General features: G+C 47.7%; 11 protein-coding genes. 4 read left to right on the top strand and 7 right to left on the bottom strand.

Translation table 11 applies throughout. From position 1 onward, the window contains the following. Nucleotides 1-492: 492 nt before the first annotated feature. Nucleotides 493-1,875, top strand: a complete 1,383-nt coding sequence (locus BQ2633_RS09275; protein ID WP_075566657.1) for an AAA family ATPase — start codon at nucleotides 493-495, stop codon at nucleotides 1,873-1,875. Next, nucleotides 1,866-2,717 carry a DUF4435 domain-containing protein gene (locus BQ2633_RS09270; protein WP_075566655.1) on the top strand — a complete coding sequence of 284 codons (852 nt, stop codon included), beginning with the start codon at nucleotides 1,866-1,868 and terminating at the stop codon, nucleotides 2,715-2,717. Before BQ2633_RS09275 ends, BQ2633_RS09270 begins: the two co-directional genes overlap by 10 nt. A gap of 430 nt (nucleotides 2,718-3,147) precedes the next feature. Here the strand turns inward: BQ2633_RS09270 and BQ2633_RS11355 are convergent, their stop codons facing one another. From BQ2633_RS11355 to BQ2633_RS09245, 4 genes are all read right to left on the bottom strand, one after another. After that, nucleotides 3,148-6,537, bottom strand: a complete 3,390-nt coding sequence (locus BQ2633_RS11355; RefSeq protein WP_141700191.1) for a type I restriction endonuclease subunit R — start codon at nucleotides 6,535-6,537, stop codon at nucleotides 3,148-3,150. Nucleotides 6,538-6,685: 148 nt separating this feature from the next. Then, the gene (locus tag BQ2633_RS09255) at nucleotides 6,686-7,252 is read right to left on the bottom strand and encodes a restriction endonuclease subunit S (protein ID WP_075566653.1); all 567 of its coding nucleotides are present in this window, start codon (nucleotides 7,250-7,252) and stop codon (nucleotides 6,686-6,688) included. 20 nt (nucleotides 7,253-7,272) lie between these two features. After that, nucleotides 7,273-7,935, bottom strand: coding sequence for a restriction endonuclease subunit S (locus BQ2633_RS09250; RefSeq protein WP_075566651.1), 663 nt, complete (start codon nucleotides 7,933-7,935; stop codon nucleotides 7,273-7,275). A 92-nt stretch (nucleotides 7,936-8,027) separates the two neighbouring features. Then, entirely contained in the window at nucleotides 8,028-9,599 is a 1,572-nt protein-coding gene (locus tag BQ2633_RS09245) for a type I restriction-modification system subunit M (protein WP_346048537.1), read from the bottom strand. Between the two features lie 49 nt (nucleotides 9,600-9,648). Here BQ2633_RS09245 and BQ2633_RS09240 point away from each other — a divergent pair, with 49 nt between their 5' ends. Both BQ2633_RS09240 and efp read left to right on the top strand, forming a co-directional pair. Next, the gene (locus BQ2633_RS09240; RefSeq protein ID WP_141700190.1) at nucleotides 9,649-9,936 is read left to right on the top strand and encodes a hypothetical protein; all 288 of its coding nucleotides are present in this window, start codon (nucleotides 9,649-9,651) and stop codon (nucleotides 9,934-9,936) included. A 29-nt stretch (nucleotides 9,937-9,965) separates the two neighbouring features. Further along, a complete protein-coding gene (gene efp, locus BQ2633_RS09235; RefSeq protein WP_075566647.1) occupies nucleotides 9,966-10,532 on the top strand; it encodes an elongation factor P in 567 nt (188 codons plus the stop codon). 2,504 nt (nucleotides 10,533-13,036) lie between these two features. On the opposite strand, the gene BQ2633_RS09225 is transcribed toward efp, so the two are convergent. The 3 genes from BQ2633_RS09225 to infB form a co-directional block, all read right to left on the bottom strand. Further along, nucleotides 13,037-13,690 (bottom strand): lipocalin-like domain-containing protein, encoded by a 654-nt coding sequence (locus BQ2633_RS09225; RefSeq protein ID WP_075566644.1) that lies wholly within the window; start codon nucleotides 13,688-13,690, stop codon nucleotides 13,037-13,039. Between the two features lie 363 nt (nucleotides 13,691-14,053). Next, entirely contained in the window at nucleotides 14,054-14,338 is a 285-nt protein-coding gene (locus tag BQ2633_RS09220; protein WP_075566642.1) for a virulence factor, read from the bottom strand. Nucleotides 14,339-14,643: 305 nt separating this feature from the next. Then, nucleotides 14,644-17,517 carry a translation initiation factor IF-2 gene (gene infB / locus BQ2633_RS09215; protein ID WP_075567353.1) on the bottom strand — a complete coding sequence of 958 codons (2,874 nt, stop codon included), beginning with the start codon at nucleotides 17,515-17,517 and terminating at the stop codon, nucleotides 14,644-14,646. Nucleotides 17,518-17,656: the final 139 nt, after the last annotated feature.

The following is a 17,656-nucleotide window of genomic DNA, read 5'->3' as shown; positions in this document are numbered from 1 at the left end:
TTTCATCGTTGCGTACCTGTAAAGACAAATCTTTTTAAGAAAAAAAACACGCAAAAACACTCAAGCTATCTCCTTAATTAGTATATTTGCACTATAAAATCCCCCTATTATGGCATACAATTGTATCACTCTCTGTCGAAATCAATTTAATAAGAGAGGTGCGCTTTGACACAGTCTATAACATTATATGCGGATTTCCATATTAATAGTGAAGAAAAAAAATGCAAAAAATAGAATCAGCTCCCATATTGCAGGATTAACTAAACAATGTATCTAGAGAGAAGTTGTAATCACTCTCTCTTACTCTTTGCATAAGAACTGCTCTATTAATTGCAACCAGAAGTAGCTGTCGATGCATCGGAAAAAGTAATCGCAGTGTGTGTTGTGGATAGATAAGAGAAACTCTTCTACGACAGCAGACTAATATTAGAGATTCGTGAAAATGATGTACAAACAGCCTTAAACACCAATAATTCAAATGAAAGAATAGGTATGAAACTAATTAATTTCAAAGGAGAGAAGATACGTGGTTATCAAAATCATAGTATTAATTTTCGTGATGGACTAACATTTCTGATAGGAATAAACGGTTCTGGCAAAACAACTGTTTTGAAACTTCTTCAAGGGCTCTTAACTCCATCTTATTTAGATCTTGCACAAATCGAATTTTCAACTATTTCTGTTGAATTTACCGTCAAGGAGGACCATTTTGTAGAGTCTATTTGTTGTTATAAAGATAGTCACACTTTAACGATAGAATATTTAGACTCTAAACGAAATAAAATTTCTAATAAGATACCATTAGTTCTTTGCAACGTAAACAAGTATCGTAATGAGCGCCACCTTGTCGATTTCGAAAAACTGAACAGAGTTATTAGTGATTTTGATGATTTAGAAGCTGTAAGAAAGATCAAAGATTTAAGAACTCCCCTCTTTTTAGGTTTAAATAGGAGAATAGTAGAAAATAACAACCTCCATCCTATAGAAAGTGAGTTTATATATCGAAGGAAGATACAGCAAATCGAATTACTATCGGATTCTGTTGATAATGCGCTATATGAAATACAAGAAATGTTCCATAATAATATAAGAAGAACGGCGCAAAGTCAATTCAAATTATCGGATCTTTTTAAAAGACAAGTATTTGAGGAAGCTTTTAAAGTGGAAAAGAACATTTCAATTACAGATATAGACTATAAAGCTGAACTTTCCAACCTGGATATTCGTCAAAAAAGTCTAAATGACGTTGTTCAAAATCTTGATGTGAAAGATTTGATGACTCGTTTTTCAAGCTATTTCAACGGCATGAAAGATGTTTTGAAAATTCTAACCCAAACTTCAGGTTTAAAAGAAGATAGAACGCCCAATCCTGCGTATTATAATGCTTTGCTTGAATGGATGATTAATCGTTCTCAGCTAGACAAAATAGACAAAATAATAAAATACGCAGAAGCATACGCTAATAACATCCAAAATTTAAAAGCTCCTATAAACAGATTTACAAATAGCGTAAATTTATTCTTTGAGGAAAGTGGCAAAGAAATCGAAGTGGATGAGAGAGGAGAAATAAAAATAAGATTCAAAAACAACCAGAAAAATAACTCTATCTTCGATTTGTCCTCTGGAGAAAAACAACTAATTCTTCTATTTGCACATATAGTTTTTTTCAAGCCGAGTAGAGACACTTACATAGCAATTATTGACGAGCCTGAATTGTCCTTGCATATAAGCTGGCAAGAAATTTTTATAGATGCACTGCTACAAGCTAGTCCTGAAACACAATTTATTATAGCAACTCATGCACCTGCCATTCTTGCTAAACCTGAAAGAAAAGAAATGTGTGAGGACCTAACAAAGTTTCAAAAATGGGAATAGAATTTTCTACTGAAGTACGACAGGCCTCTACTATATTTACCGAATACCGCAACACTATAAATATCTATACAGAAGATTGCGATAAGGACAAAAAGTTTTATGTAACACTACTTAAACGGCTTCTAGATGACACTAATATTACAATAAACGACATTTACCCTTTGGGCAGTTGCGAAGAGGTTGTTAAAGCCTGCAGAAATGATAAAAGCACTTTCCCTAAGCTGTATATAATAGATGGAGATATATACAACATGACAAAACCTAAGGAAAGGGAAGAGAATCTGTTTGTACTTGACTGCTACTGTATAGAAAATTATGTAATTGATGAAGAAGCCTATTATAAAGTTTACGATGAATTAGATTATAAACACGGCGAAGAAGAAATTAAACAAATTGTCAACTATAATAAAATAATGGAAGCGGCAATAGTTCCTTTCATGAAATTATTCCGATATTTCTCAATATCCCAAGAACTATTAGATAGATTCCAAGTAAAACATGCCACCCATTTCTTATCCAAAGTTGGCGAGATAGACAACTTAAGTATTGACAAGGAAATAGCAGAAATCAGCAGTCAATTGAAAAATAAAGGAATAACAGATCAAGAGTTAGATGAGATTATAAAAGATAAGGGACACCTGTTTCCTGATTGTTACGATAGTCTTTTGAGGTATGTTTCAGGCAAAGATTATCTGATTCCATATATTAGCAAGTTCTCAAATAAAAAACTATCGTTGTCTTTGGGTTTAACCAAGGAAAATTGGAAGTATCAATATTCCAAATATTGCAAATTAGATAGACTGTCAAACTTGAAGACTGCAATAAAAGATGCCGTAAAGTGATTACACCTAAGATTTTTCACTACTATTTCTTTTTCCACAATGCCCTTCAATAAGCATTGCAGAATTCTTTTTAGGAAAGTAAACCCGAAGTCGCATTCCCTTCTCAAGGACTTCGGATAGTTTTTTGTGCCGTTTTGAAGTTCAGCAGATAGCAATAGCACCAAAACAATGTCCCCTACATCGTGACACCGCTAAGTTTAGCATCACTGATGTAGGGGACAAACATGAGCCACCCATCATCTCTCATCTTGATGAGAGAAAGTTATTGCTGGGGCAAACGTGAGTCGCAATAAGAGCCGCCTACACCACGCAAAGCGGAGGAACTTCCCACTCAAGAGAATTCACCTTTCCTACAAGAGAAGAGCCACATCTCCACAAACGAGAAGGCACATTCTCACAAGAGAAGCATCAACCCATGCGCAGCAGCATGCTAGATGCCGGTGAATTTCTCCACGAAGGCAGAGATGCGCTCCAACACCGCATTGCGCTTAGCGCGAGAATTGCGGTCGAGTGGAGAAACCTTGAAAGGCAAAATCTCATCCAAGTCCGTGCCCTGATTGGAGGCATAGCCACGGCGGAGGGAGAAGTCGATGAAATGGTGCGCAGCTTCGGAGCGCAAACCCTCGTTGGCAATAAGCTGGTCGCGCTCTTCGTCGCGGCGCTGCTGTGCAAACTCGTAGAACGCTGGGATGATGTCCTCGCGCTCTGCGATGGAGTCGAGATCCGTGCACTCGATGAAGTCCACAATCAAGCTCTCCTTGGCGCGCTGTCCCAGACTGGCGCGAATCACACGGCGCACCTCCTCGATCAGAGCCGCCTTCTCGCTGTGCATCTTGTGGTAGTCGTAGATCAGGTGCAAGATGTAGTCCAGATTGATTTCCTGAGAGCGGAGCAAATCCACCTCAAACACCACATTGTCCCAGTCCACCTTGAGCGAAGACTGCTTCTTCTCCTCACGCTCTCGCTTGATCCACTCGCGGATGTCGTGATAGACACTCGTGCAGTCCTGCACTCTGCGCGTGGTGAGCACCACTACAGCCTGCATCTCCTCGAGTTTTTCGTCAGAGATGCCGTTGGTCTGTTGAAACTCCTCCAGCGCCTTGGCATCGCCTGCGGGAATCGACTCGTGCAACTCGCGCAACTGCACAAACTCATCGAAGTTTTGCAACACATTTTCCAAACGGAGATACTGCCCGAAGAGGTGAGCAAAAGCGCGCTTGTCCTGCTCCTCCACCAGGTTTGTGGGGTCGGGAAATTGCTCCTCCAACTGCTGCACCACTTCCACATAGCCCTTGTGGTGGTGTCCGCGCTCATCGTCATAGCCCTTGAGGAAATCCTCATAGCCACGTTCGAGCACGGTGGTCACTGGGTCTTCCGTCTGGTTCTTACCAAAGAGACGGAGCGCCTCTTTTGTGGCATTTTCCAAGTCGCGGAAGCAAACGATGTTGCCAAACGTCTTCGTGCCGTCATAGATGCGATTGGTGCGTGAGAAGGCTTGAATCAGACCATGGTAGCGCAAATTCTTGTCGACAAAGAGGGTGTTCATGCCTGGCGCATCAAAGCCGGTGAGGAGCATGCCCACCACGATGACCAAATCCACACGCTCTTCCCACCATGGGCGGTGCGCTTCCTTTAGGTCTTTCTGGCTTTTGGCATCGTGTTTGAGACGTCGGCAGAGATCGCGATAGTAGTTTTGAAATCCCTCGCTATCGATGGTGAAGCTGGTGCCAAACATAAGGTTGTAGTCCTTGATTGCCTGCATGAGAAACTCCTTGGCAGAGGCATCCATCTCGTTGGGGTTGAACGTTTCGTCCACGATGTCGCCCTTCCCACTCTGCTCTTCGTTGGGCGCAAAACTGAAGATGGTGGCAATGCGCAGATTCATGCCTCGCGCGGTCATCTGTCGTTTCAGTTCGTGATAGTAGAGACGAGCAGCCTTCACACTGCTCACTGCCAGCATGGCATTGAATCCCTGCACGCCCGACACCATGCGGTGGGTCTTGTTTTTGAAATTCTTGAGGATGTAAGCAGAGATTTCGGCAATTCGGCGAGGGTGCATCAGTGCAGCTTGCACATCGGCATTGGAGAGCTTTTCAAAATCGTCCACGCGCTCTGCCATGCGATAGGCTGGCACGCCCGAGGTGGCTGCTTCGGCAGCAAAAAATCCATCGTTTGAGGAATCTTCTCCATCGTTCTCAGAAAAATCTCCAACGTTTTTTGGAAAATCTCCAACGTTTTTTGAACCCTCTCCCACATTCTCGCTGGTGCCTTCGGGAGCAGCTGCCGTGGGCTGAGCCATCATCGCATCGCAAGGAGGGAAGAGCACCGGCACTGGGCGCACCTCATTGTAGTCCACTTTGAACTTGAGCACCTTGTCGTCGCGGATGGCATCGGTGATTTTGTAGCTGTGGAGGAGCGCACCAAACACGGCTGCCGTGGTTTCTCCCTCTTGGAGGGCATTTTCGGCAAAGATGGGTGTGCCGGTGAAGCCAAACTGATAGTAGTGGCTGAAGCGTTTTTGGAGGTTCTTTTGCGCTTCGCCAAACTGTGAGCGGTGGCACTCATCGAAGATGAAGACACAGTGCTTGCGATAGATGGGCAGCGCACTCTCCTTCTTGAGCAGGATGTTGAGTTTTTGCAGCGTGGTCACCACGATTTTGTTGTCCTGCTTCTCCAAGTTGTCGCGCAAGGCTCGGGTGTCGATGCTGCCATTCACGCTGTCGGGCTGAAAACGCTGATACTCCTTCATGGTCTGATAGTCGAGGTCTTTGCGGTCTACCACGAAAAACACCTTGTCCACGAAGTCGAGTTGGGTGGCTAGTCGCGCTGCCTTGAAGCTCGTCAGCGTCTTGCCGCTGCCGGTGGTGTGCCACACATAGCCGCCCGATTGGGGTCCGCTCTTCACCTTGTTCATATAGGCAGAACGCACCTTCCAGAGGATGCGCTCGGTGGCAGCGATCTGATAGGGGCGCATGATGAGCAGATGGTCCGACACATCGAGCACGGTGTAGTGCAAGAGAACTTGGAGGAGGGTGTTTTGCTGAAAGAAGGTGGCAGTGAAGTCTTGCAAATCCTTGATGGGCGAGTTGTCCTCCAGTGCCCAGTTCATGGTGAAGTCGAAGGAGTCTTTGTTACGCTTTGTGGTGTTGGCAAAATAGCGCGTGTCGGTGCCGTTGGAGATGACAAAGATTTGTAGATATTTGAAGAGGGAGCGGTCGGCATTGAAACTCTCTTTGCTGTAGCGGTGCACCTGATAGAAGGCTTCGCGGATGTTGACTCCACGTTTTTTCAATTCCACTTGCACCATGGGGATACCGTTGACCAATATCGTCACATCGTAGCGATTTGCCACGGTGCCTTTTTGCTCAAACTGGTGGACGACTTGCAGGCGGTTGCGGCGCACGTTGTCTTTGTCCACAAGGTAGACGTTTTGCAAATGTCCGTCGTCGAATTTGAAGTCGCAGATGTGATTGACCTGCACTCTTCGGGTTTGTTCGATGGTGGGCGTCCCGGGTTTGTCGAGATACTCCACGAGAAATCGCTCCCACTCTGAGTCGGTGAAGGTGAGATTGTTGAGTTTTTCGAGTTGCGTGCGCGCGTTGCTGAGGAGTGCCTCGGGGTTGTTGAGCTGTGGGAGATATTCATAGCCCAAGGTTTGGAGGTCGCGGATGAGGTCGTCCTCGAGATCTTTCTCGCTTTGGTAGCCCGCTGCGGGTTCTCTGAGATCTCGGGCTCTCACATATTCGTTGAGCACGATGAAGTGATTGCTCTCGGCAATCGGATCATTGAACGGTGCGGTGGGGGTATAGATATTAGACATTAGACGTTAGAGGGTCGCAGACCCTTTTTAGACATTAGACGTTAGACGTTAGACATTAGAAAGCTAGCGCAGTTGGACGATTCTAGATATTAGACGTTAGAAGTTAGAGGGCTAGCGCAGGACGTTCATTGCCGCATGGCTCTAACGTCTAACGTCTAAAATCTAATAACTGTTCTCGGTAGTATTCGTATTGTTGCTTGCGTAGTTGGATTTCTAGGGGCAATCCTTCTGAAATGGAGTTGGTCAAGGTGTCGAACTTGTCCAAAATCTCCACAATTCGAGCTTGCTCGGAGAGAGGGGGAATGGGGAAATCTAAATTCTTTAATTTAGGAACACTGACTGACGGAAAACTACTCACATTGACATTTTTCTTACACCAATCATCTATAACATAGAAATAGTAAAACACAAACTTGGAAAGTAGTTTATCCTTGAAATCTTCTTTTATTTCAAAATTGGTAAGTTGCTGATTGCACAATGCGTCTGTGGTGATTAACGCGTGTTCTCCTATTGTTGCAGTAGTCGCTAGTATAATAGAATCAGCTTTGAACAATCTGTTTCCTTTAACACCTTTAGGGGTGATATGCTGCAAAGCATCGCTCAATACTCTTCCGTTCTCTCGGATGTCCTCCATACGATACCAAGGAATTGTTCCACCTTCCCAATACTCTGGGTTGCTCTTTGAAGGGGTATATCCATTGCGAGTAATGAACACCTCCCCAAGTTTTCTATAAACTACGTTAAACTCACTGGGGGGGTATAAGAGAAGTTAAGAAGTTGCTCGCGGTAGTAGGCGTATTGCTTCTTGCGGAGTTCCAGCTCCGCTTCCAGCGAAGTGAATTTATCCAATATCTCCACTATACGAGATTGAACGGAAAGAGGAGGGATGGGGATTTCTATAGTACCTAGTTTACTTTGACTGATATTGGGTACAGAACCAACACCTGCAATAGACTTAATCTTCGTTTGAAACTTAGTACCTGTAAGATAGTAGTACAAATAAGCAGGACTACAAGTTATATCTTTTAGTACAACCATCTGAGGATTTATAGTAGCCTTCTCTGGAAGACTGCGTACTAATCCAACTTTTCCAACAGATGCTGTTTTAGCAAGAACTACATCCCCCTCCTCTATCATTATCTCTGGAGATTCTTCGTATTTACTCCACGAAATATAAGTAGAAACTTCGGGGGAGAGGTTCAGAATTTGGTTCTGTATATTGGTTGGACTTATAGAAATAGCCCCTTCTCTTTTATTTACAATATCATTTCTTGTATATCCTCGAAAACCTATTCTGCCAACTATTCTGCACACCTCCCCTAACTTCTTCCATTCCACCGGCTGATTATCGAGCAGTTTTTCTAAGAAATTTGCACCTTTCATCGTCATATTTTTCATTGTTACGCAACTGAAATCAGTGGCTTTCCCTCGTGCCACACTAATTGATTGCACTTTTTATGCTTATGGCAGCGCACTGCCATGTCGTGCCACTATGCCGAACGGAGGGTTTTGACAATGTCGTCGAGTTCGGTGCGGAGGGTGGTGATGCGAGCTACGACTTCGGTGAGGCGGTTCTCGAGTTGGTCGATGTCGATTTGCTCTCGGGTGTCGCGCGCTTCCACATAAGTGCTGACTGAGAGATTGTAGTCGGCAGCCACGATGTCTTCAAAGGTGGCGAAGTGCGACACGTGCTTTTCCTCCACCTCCTCGGCAAAGAGAGTGAAAATCTTGTCGAGATGAGCATCGGTGAGGGAATTGTTCTTCTTGGACTTCTGGTAGAAATCGGCAGAAGAAGCGTCGATGAACTGCACGCGGGTGTCGCGCTTGTGCTTGGAGAGCACGAGGATGTTGGTGGCAATGCTTGCACCGTAGAATAAATTCGCAGGAAGAGCGATGACGGTCTCCACATAGTTCTGATCGACGAGGTATTGACGGATTTTCTGTTCCACACCACCGCGATAGAAGATGCCAGGGAAACAGACGATGGCTGCGCGACCCTTGGCAGAGAGATAGTCGAGAGCGTGGAGCACAAAGGCAAAGTCGGCATTATTTTTGGGAGCCAACACGCCAGCAGGCGCAAAGCGGTCGTCGTTGATGAGGGTGGGATCGTCTTTGCCCACCCACTTCACGGAATAGGGAGGGTTGGAGACGATGGCATCGAAGGGACGATCGCGGCGAAACTCTGGGCGGAGGAGGGTGTCGCCAAGGGCGATGTGAAACTTGTCGTAGTTGATGGCGTGGAGAAACATGTTCATGCGCGCCAAGTTGTAGGTGGTGTGGTTGATTTCCTGCCCGAAGAAGCCTTCTTCGATGAGATGATTGTCAAATTGCTTCTTGGCTTGGAGCAAGAGCGAACCGCTGCCGCAAGCGGGGTCGTAGATTTTGTTGATGCGCGCTTGACCATGGGTGGCGATGCGTGCGAGGAGCTTCGACACCTGTTGGGGGGTGAAAAACTCTCCTCCGGACTTACCGGCACTTTGGGCGTAGTTGCTGATGAGAAACTCGTAGGCATCGCCAAAGAGGTCGATTTCGCTGTCGGCAAAATTGGAGAGATTGAGGCTTGCCACGCCAGTGAGCACGGCAGCTAAGCGACGGTTTTTCTCCTCGACGGTGGTGCCGAGGCGGGTGCTGGTGGTGTCGAAGTCAGCAAAGAGCCCCTTGATGGCAGGTTCTGAGGGATGTCCCACTGCCGAAGCCTCGATGGCAGCAAAGGCTGCGGCGAGGTCGGTGTTGAGGTTGGGATTGGTGTTGGCATGCTCCACGATGTTGGCGAAGAGCTGCGCGGGGCGGATGAAATAGCCCTTGGCGTTGACGATTTCTTCGATGGCTTCTGGGTCGATTGCTGCTTCGTCCATGTGGAGATAGTCGGACGAGCCATCGGGATCGACATACTGCACAAAGTGTTCGCTGATGAAGCGATAGAAGAGGGTGCAGAGGACATATTGCTTGAAGTCCCATCCATCTACGGCTCCTCGCACGTCGTCGGCGATGCGCCAGATGGCAGCATGGAGTTCGTCGCGTTGTTGGAGGGCACTGATGGGGGTATTGGGCATTTGTGACATGAGCTGTGGATGATGATTTCGCCCTTGTCGGAAGATGCAAGGGAGAGATATGGGTATATTTACGCGAAAGAAAAGATTTTTTTTGATTTCACCAAATTTTCAAGGGGCATTTTCTCGAAAGATTGGACAGAAAGGGGGGTTTTTTGCGGTGAGCACTGGGCTGCAAGGGGCTGGGACTGGGGCGGATGTTCCTAAAAAAAATGGCAGTGTTGTGGTCAGCTCGGAAAAATGTTGTAAATTTGCAGGGCAGTTGCGCGGTGTCGTTGGAGACGAACACGCTGATTGCTCGAAAATAAACAGCTCCCTCTCAAGGGATGGCGACACACTCGATTTATAAACTCTACTCAAGATAATAAAATCATTCGTATGATCAAATCTCAGGACATCAAGAAGGGCGTTTGCATCCGCATGGACGGCAAACTCTACTTCTGCATCGACTTCCTCCACGTGAAGCCCGGTAAGGGTAACACTATCATGCGCACCACGCTGAAGGATGTGGTGAGCGGCCGTGTGCTCGAAAAGCGTTTCAACATCGGTGAATCGCTCGAAGACGTGCGCGTGGAACGCCGTCCTTACCAATATCTCTACCAAGAGGGTGAGGACTACCTCTTCATGAACCAAGAGACTTTCGACCAAGTGCCCATCGCTCGCGATCTCATCACGGGTGTGGAATACATGAAGGAAGGTGATGTGGTGACGGTGGTGAGCGATGCTTCTACTGAAACTATCCTCTACGCTGAAATGCCTATCAAGGTGGTGCTTAAGATTGACTACACCGAACCTGGTCTCCGCGGCGACACTGCCACCAACACGCTCAAAGATGCTGTCCTCGAAACGGGTGCGAAAATCCGCGTGCCTCTCTTCATCGAAACTGGTGAACTCGTGGAAGTGGACACTCGCGATGGCTCTTACCAAAACCGCGTGAAGGCGTAAGGCTCGCAGAGCCTTATTAGACGTTAGAGGTTAGACGTTAGACTTTAGAAGGCTAGCGCGGTTGGATGCTCCTCCGCATGGCTCTAATGTCTAACGTCTAACGTCTAATGTCTATTTAGGACTTTAGAAGGCTAGCGCGGTTGGATGCTCCTCCGCATGGCTCTAATGTCTAACGTCTAACGTCTAATGTCTATTTAGGACTTTAGAAGGCTAGCGCGGTTGGATGCTCCTCCGCATGGCTCTAATGTCTAACGTCTAACGTCTAATGTCTATTTAGGACTTTAGAAGGCTAGCGCGGTTGGATGCTCCTCCGCATGGCTCTAATGTCTAACGTCTAACGTCTAATGTCTATTTAGGACTTTAGAAGGCTAGCGCGGTTGGATGCTCCTCCGCATGGCTCTAATGTCTAACGTCTAACGTCTAATGTCTATTTAGGACTTTAGAAGGCTAGCGCGGTTGGATGCTCCTCCGCATGGCTCTAATGTCTAACGTCTAACGTCTAATGTCTATTTAGGACTTTAGAAGGCTAGCGCGGTTGGATGCTCCTCCGCATGGCTCTAATGTCTAACGTCTAACGTCTAATGTCTATTTAGGACTTTAGAAGGCTAGCGCGGTTGGATGCTCCTCCGCATGGCTCTAATGTCTAACGTCTAACGTCTAATGTCTATTTAGGACTTTAGAAGGCTAGCGCGGTTGGATGCTCCTCCGCATGGCTCTAATGTCTAACGTCTAACGTCTAATGTCTATTTAGGACTTTAGAAGGCTAGCGCGGTTGGATGCTCCTCCGCATGGCTCTAATGTCTAACGTCTAACGTCTAATGTCTATTTAGGACTTTAGAAGGCTAGCGCGGTTGGATGCTCCTCCGCATGGCTCTAATGTCTAACGTCTAACGTCTAATGTCTATTTAGGACTTTAGAAGGCTAGCGCGGTTGGATGCTCCTCCGCATGGCTCTAATGTCTAACGTCTAACGTCTAATGTCTATTTAGGACTTTAGAAGGCTAGCGCGGTTGGATGCTCCTCCGCATGGCTCTAATGTCTAACGTCTAACGTCTAATGTCTATTTAGGACTTTAGAAGGCTAGCGCGGTTGGATGCTCCTCCGCATGGCTCTAATGTCTAACGTCTAACGTCTAATGTCTATTTAGGACTTTAGAAGGCTAGCGCGGTTGGATGCTCCTCCGCATGGCTCTAATGTCTAACGTCTAACGTCTAATGTCTATTTAGGACTTTAGAAGGCTAGCGCGGTTGGATGCTCCTCCGCATGGCTCTAATGTCTAACGTCTAACGTCTAATGTCTATTTAGGACTTTAGAAGGCTAGCGCGGTTGGATGCTCCTCCGCATGGCTCTAATGTCTAACGTCTAACGTCTAATGTCTATTTAGGACTTTAGAAGGCTAGCGCGGTTGGATGCTCCTCCGCATGGCTCTAATGTCTAACGTCTAACGTCTAATGTCTATTTAGGACTTTAGAAGGCTAGCGCGGTTGGATGCTCCTCCGCATGGCTCTAATGTCTAACGTCTAACGTCTAATGTCTATTTAGGACTTTAGAAGGCTAGCGCGGTTGGATGCTCCTCCGCATGGCTCTAATGTCTAACGTCTAACGTCTAATGTCTATTTAGGACTTTAGAAGGCTAGCGCGGTTGGATGCTCCTCCGCATGGCTCTAATGTCTAACGTCTAACGTCTAATGTCTATTTAGGACTTTAGAAGGCTAGCGCGGTTGGATGCTCCTCCGCATGGCTCTAATGTCTAACGTCTAACGTCTAATGTCTATTTAGGACTTTAGAAGGCTAGCGCGGTTGGATGCTCCTCCGCATGGCTCTAATGTCTAACGTCTAACGTCTAATGTCTATTTAGGACTTTAGAGGGCTAGCGCGGTTGGACTCTCCTCCGCATGGCTCTAATGTCTAACATCTAAAGTCTAAAAACAACTCCCGATACCTCATTGCGAAGTATCGGGAGTTGTTGTGTTTAGGAGGGAGGATAATAAATACTTTATACCCTTTCGGGGATAATTTCACGGAATAAAGAATGAAATATACCCTTTCGGGGGCAATGTGCTATAAGAAATGCGTGGAAATAGAGGGGGAAATGCGTTATAATGTGGGGAATACGCTCGACGATGTAGGGAAAATGCGGAATGATGCGAGAAGGTTATCTTACAATGTGGGAAAAGATGGCACAATAACGTGGGAGAATTGCTGGAAGAATGCGCAACATTTTTGGAGAAATACAGCCTGCGCTGCGGTAGGGATACAAAAAATGCCCCCGAAAAGGGGGCATTGGTTTTGTTACTTCACTCGAGAGGCGACGGAGCTGTTCTGCATATCGAGCACTAGATGTTCGGAGTTCTCAAACAAGATGTTCGGATTTCTCAAACAGGATGTTCGGAGTTTGAACACAATGCTCTAAGTATCGCAGGAGCAGAAAGGCTCGGAGTTTGAGCACTAAGATACTCAAACACTAAGAACAGCGCGTGTCGCTCTGGCAGTGAAAGTCGCGGCTTATTTGCGGAGCTTGAGACCGAGTTTGAGGCCGTTGTAGTTGGTGAGCAAAGAACTTACGTAACTGAAACGAGAGTCTGCCACGCTACCGGCAATTTTGCTGGCGGCACCGAGGAGGGAGAGGAGTTTGTCGCTATCGAAAAGGATGCTGATACCAGAAGCGGTGCGCACAACTTGGGGATGGAAATTCATCAAACCACCGAGAAGGGAAAGGTGGAGCACCTTCTTGCTGGGGTCGAGGGTGTAGGTGCCGCTGATGGGCATACCGTTGAGGTTGGCTTCAAAGGTGTGGTCGGCATTGAAAACGAAGGTGGTGCTGCCTTTCTTGAAACCAAAACGAGTGAGGTTTTCATCGAGTTTGGCTTCGAGCACGCCAGCTGCTGCCACGCCACCAGCTTGGGCGAGGAAGTTTTGGCTTTCAAAAACGGTGCTCACACCGGTGTAGCCCCAACGGCCCACGAGTTCGCGCTCGGTGATGGGTTGGCTGCCGAGGACAGAACCGAGGAGGTTGTCGAGGATGTTGCCCCCTGCTGCGAGAGCTGTGCCAGTGTTGCCCGTATTGAGGTTTTGGCTAAGGGCGTTGAGGGTGCTGCATGAGCTAACCCCAAAGAGAAGCAGCGCAGCGGCTGCAAGGGTGTAAATCTTTTTGGACATATAAGTTTATGTGTTTATGAATTTCTAGAATACAAGACGCTAATCATTAGAGATTAGAGGGTCGCAGACCCTTTCTGCTCGGCTTCGTCTACACTGCGTTACGCTCGCCTCGAGGCTGCTTTTAGACGCGTTTTAGTCATTAGACGTTAGACTTTAGACGCTAGATGAAAATAGACATAAGAAAATAGACGTAAGAGATTAGTGCTTTACGAGAGTCCATGCTAGTATGAACTAAGGTCTAAAGTCTAAACTCTAACGTCTATTTTCTATTGTACACTACGCCCGAGCCACGGAGTGGCGATCAGAATGGGTCTGCGACCCCGATCGAGAAAGGGTCTGCGACCCATCTAAGAGCCTATTCAACTATCGAATAGCTGGCATAAGATCGTTGTTGTCCTCAATGCGCAACATTCGAACGTCTTTGGCGCAAGTAGAAAACCAAGGGTATTTCTTTGCTAATTTCTGAATAGTGATGACACACTTTACGGCATCCATGCCTTCGTCACCAAAATACACAGAACCTTGGGTGTGAGAAAAGCCATTGGCAGTCAAAAAATCACGCACGAGTTTATACGCTCCGTGATAAGTCTGACCATCGTAGCACTCGCCAAGACAATTGGTGTCTAAATCAAATACAACTGCGTACATAATTTCATTATTTTGTGGTGATGATGCAAAGGTACTACTTTTTTTCTGATTTCCAACAAGAAAGTGAGGGTATCAGACGCTTTTTTATCTCCACAGATAAGCGGGACTCGGGGTCATAGCCCCTTTTATGCTCGCCCCGACAAGCGGGGCTCGGTTCCTCTGAGAGCTTCTAGTGTTTCTAGTTTTTCTAGATTAACTAGAGAGGCTAGATATACTCTAGCCTCTCTAGCGTTGTTTATTGCGTTAGCCCGAGCCACGAAGTGGCGAGCAGAATGGGTCTGCGACCCTCTAACGTCTAGCGTCTACTAACTATTGAGTTTTTGTTTCACTTCAATCTCTTGGTAGGTTTCGATCATATCGCCTTCCTTGATATCGTTGCAGCCTTGGAGCGAGATACCGCACTCAAAGTTGGTAGTGACTTCTTTGACGTCGTCCTTAAAGCGTTTGAGGGCAGCGATGTCGCCAGTGAAGACCACCACACCATCGCGGATGAGGCGCGCCTTGTTGGAGCGTGACACCTTGCCGTCCACCACGTAGGCACCGGCGATGTAGCCGACCTTGGAGATGTGGAACACCTGGCGAACTTCCACCATAGCGGTGATTTCTTCCTTCACGATAGGCTTGAGCATACCTTCCATAGCCTCCTTCACCTCTTCGATCGCATCGTAGATGATAGAATAGAGACGGATGTCGACACCCTCCTTCTCGGCAAGGCGACGCGCACCAGCCGAAGGACGCACCTGGAAGCCCACGATAACCGCCTTGGAAGCTGCAGCGAGGGTGACATCGTTTTCGGAGATTTGTCCCACACCCTTGTGGATCACGTTGATGGCGATGGACTCTGTGGAGAGCTTGATGAACGAATCGCTCAAAGCCTGTACAGAACCGTCCACGTCACCCTTCACCACGATGTTGAGTTCTTGGTAGTCACCGAGTTTCAAGCGGCGGCCGATTTCATCGAGGGTGAGCATCTTAGAGGTGCGGAGGTTTTGTTCGCGCTGGAGTTGGAGACGCTTGTTGGCGATTTCACGCGCTTCTTGTTCCGTTTCCATCACGTTAAACTGGTCGCCAGCTTGGGGAGCACCGTTGAAACCGAGCACCGTGGCAGCGTGAGCAGGAAGCACCTCGTCTACGCGCACACCGCGTTCGTTGAAGAGCGCCTTCACACGACCGTTGTGTGTACCAGCCACGAGGATATCGCCCTGACGGAGCGTACCGTTGCTGACGAGGACTGTGGACACATAGCCACGACCCTTGTCGAGCGAACTTTCGATGACAGTACCGACAGCGCGGCGGTTAGGATTGGCTTTGAGGTCGAGGAGGTCGGCTTCGAGGAGCACCTTTTCGAGGAGTTCGTAGATGCCAAGACCCGACTTCGCAGAGATGTCTTGCGATTGGTACTTACCACCCCACTCTTCCACGAGGAAGTTCATCGAAGCCAAGGTAGTCTTGATGGCATCGGGGTTAGCACCGGGTTTGTCGATTTTGTTGATGGCAAAGACGATGGGCACACCAGCAGCCACTGCGTGGTTGATGGCTTCCTTGGTCTGTGGCATCACGTTGTCGTCGGCAGCGATGATGATGATGGCGATGTCGGTGACCTGCGCACCACGAGCACGCATAGCGGTGAAGGCTTCGTGACCAGGGGTGTCGAGGAAGGTGATTTCGCGACCATTCTTGAGTTTCACGTTGTAAGCACCGATGTGCTGAGTGATACCACCAGCCTCACCAGCGATGACGTTGGCATTGCGGATGTGGTCGAGGAGCGAAGTCTTACCGTGGTCAACGTGACCCATCACGGTGACGATAGGAGCACGCTCGCGGAGGTCTTCTTCGTTGTCCACCTCTTCGACGATAGCTTCTTGCACTTCAGCAGAGACGAACTCGGTGGTGAAACCAAATTCTTCTGCCACCATTTCGATGGTTTCTTGGTCGAGACGCTGGTTGATAGACACCATGATGCCGATGCTCATGCAAGTGCCGATGACTTGTGTCACGGGGACATCCATCATCGTTGCCAATTCGTTGGCAGTCACAAACTCGGTGAGCTTGAGCACGCGGCTTTCAGCGTCGCGGCGCATCATATCTTCTTCCTGACGTTCGCGAGCAGCATCGCGCTTTTCACGACGATATTTCGCACCCTTACCCTTGTTGACGCCCTTAGCTTGAAGACGTGCAAGGGTTTCTTTCACCTGCTTAGCCACATCTTCGTCGCTAGGTGGTGTGGCAGGAGCATTGTTGCCCTTCTTGCCCTTCTTACCACCCTTGCCACCACCTTGTTGTTGGTTGCGGTTTTGTTGGTTTTGACCAGGATGACCATTGTTTTGTCCACCCTTGCCATTGTGTCCGCCTTGTCCGGCGTTATTCTTTTTGGCTTCAGCATTCACATCCACACGTTCGTTGCCGATGCGGTTGCGCTTCTTGCCATCGCGTTCTTTCTTGCGCTCTTCCTTGGTCTTCTTCTTGGGGCGCGTGCTGCCGTTGATGGCAGAGAGGTCCACGGTGCCGAGCACTTTAGGACCGGTGAGGCGAGGTTCGGAGTTGAGTTTGAACACGCCATCGCTGTCCGCCTTGCCCAGATGCGCAGCCTTGTCTTCTGTTTCAGCAGCAGGAGCAGCAGGAGCCTTCTCTTCAGCGGCAGGTGCCTCAGCCTTGGGAGCTTCGGGAGCAGGAGCTGCTTCCTTCTTTTCTACCTTAGGTTCAGCCTTTTTCTCTGCCTTAGGTTCGGATTTAGTTTCAGCCTTAGCCGCCTTTTCCTTAGTCTTCTTGGCAGGTTTTTTGAAAGCATCGAGGTCGATGTGTCCCACCACCTTCAGTCCGCCTTCGGCATTGTCGTTGTCTGCAGCCGCTGCTTCTGGAGCAGTCTCAGCAGTTTGGGGAGCCTGCTCAGTCTTAGGGGCAGCCTGAGCAGTTGCCTCTTCTCCATCGCCCACAGTGTGAGCAGCGTCCGCCTCTTTGGAGGAGCGCTTTTCTTCGCGACGACTGTGGAAGCGCTTTTCAGCTTCTTCCTTGCGGTTGATGTCGTCGGCAAAGTTCTTTTTCAAGGATGTGTATTGTTCTTCAGTGATTTTGGTGTTGAGGGTAATTTCTCCTTCAAAACCATTATCTTTGAGCGCGTCAGCCACACGTTGGATGGAGACGTTGAGTTCTTTGATTACTTTGTTTAATCTCATGTGTATATTTGGGGTGATGGAAGCAGGCTTGCTAGTTTGACGAGGGAAAAACCCAAATCGGTGAAACATTAGAAAGCTGTTGGGGGGAAACGCCTCAAGACTCGCCATGGGCTATCGCCTTTCGGGGTGATATCTTCATCATTTT

This window comes from Ihuprevotella massiliensis (assembly GCA_900095835.1).
Taxonomy (GTDB): Bacteria; Bacteroidota; Bacteroidia; order Bacteroidales; family Bacteroidaceae; genus Alloprevotella; species Alloprevotella massiliensis.
Note: the sequence above shows the minus strand (reverse complement) of the source record. Positions and strands in the feature narration are given on the sequence as shown.

Bases quoted from the DNA above. Each gene is read 5' to 3' on its own strand.
- BQ2633_RS09275 (WP_075566657.1), top strand. From the start codon at position 493: ATGAAACTAATTAATTTCAAAGGAGAGAAGATACGTGGTTATCAAAAT.
- BQ2633_RS09270 (WP_075566655.1), top strand. From the start codon at position 1,866: ATGGGAATAGAATTTTCTACTGAAGTACGACAGGCCTCTACTATATTT.
- BQ2633_RS11355 (WP_141700191.1), bottom strand. From the start codon at position 6,537: ATGTCTAATATCTATACCCCCACCGCACCGTTCAATGATCCGATTGCC.
- BQ2633_RS09250 (WP_075566651.1), bottom strand. From the start codon at position 7,935: ATGAAAAATATGACGATGAAAGGTGCAAATTTCTTAGAAAAACTGCTC.
- BQ2633_RS09245 (WP_346048537.1), bottom strand. From the start codon at position 9,599: ATGTCACAAATGCCCAATACCCCCATCAGTGCCCTCCAACAACGCGAC.
- BQ2633_RS09240 (WP_141700190.1), top strand. From the start codon at position 9,649: ATGGGTATATTTACGCGAAAGAAAAGATTTTTTTTGATTTCACCAAAT.
- efp (WP_075566647.1), top strand. From the start codon at position 9,966: ATGATCAAATCTCAGGACATCAAGAAGGGCGTTTGCATCCGCATGGAC.
- BQ2633_RS09225 (WP_075566644.1), bottom strand. From the start codon at position 13,690: ATGTCCAAAAAGATTTACACCCTTGCAGCCGCTGCGCTGCTTCTCTTT.
- BQ2633_RS09220 (WP_075566642.1), bottom strand. From the start codon at position 14,338: ATGTACGCAGTTGTATTTGATTTAGACACCAATTGTCTTGGCGAGTGC.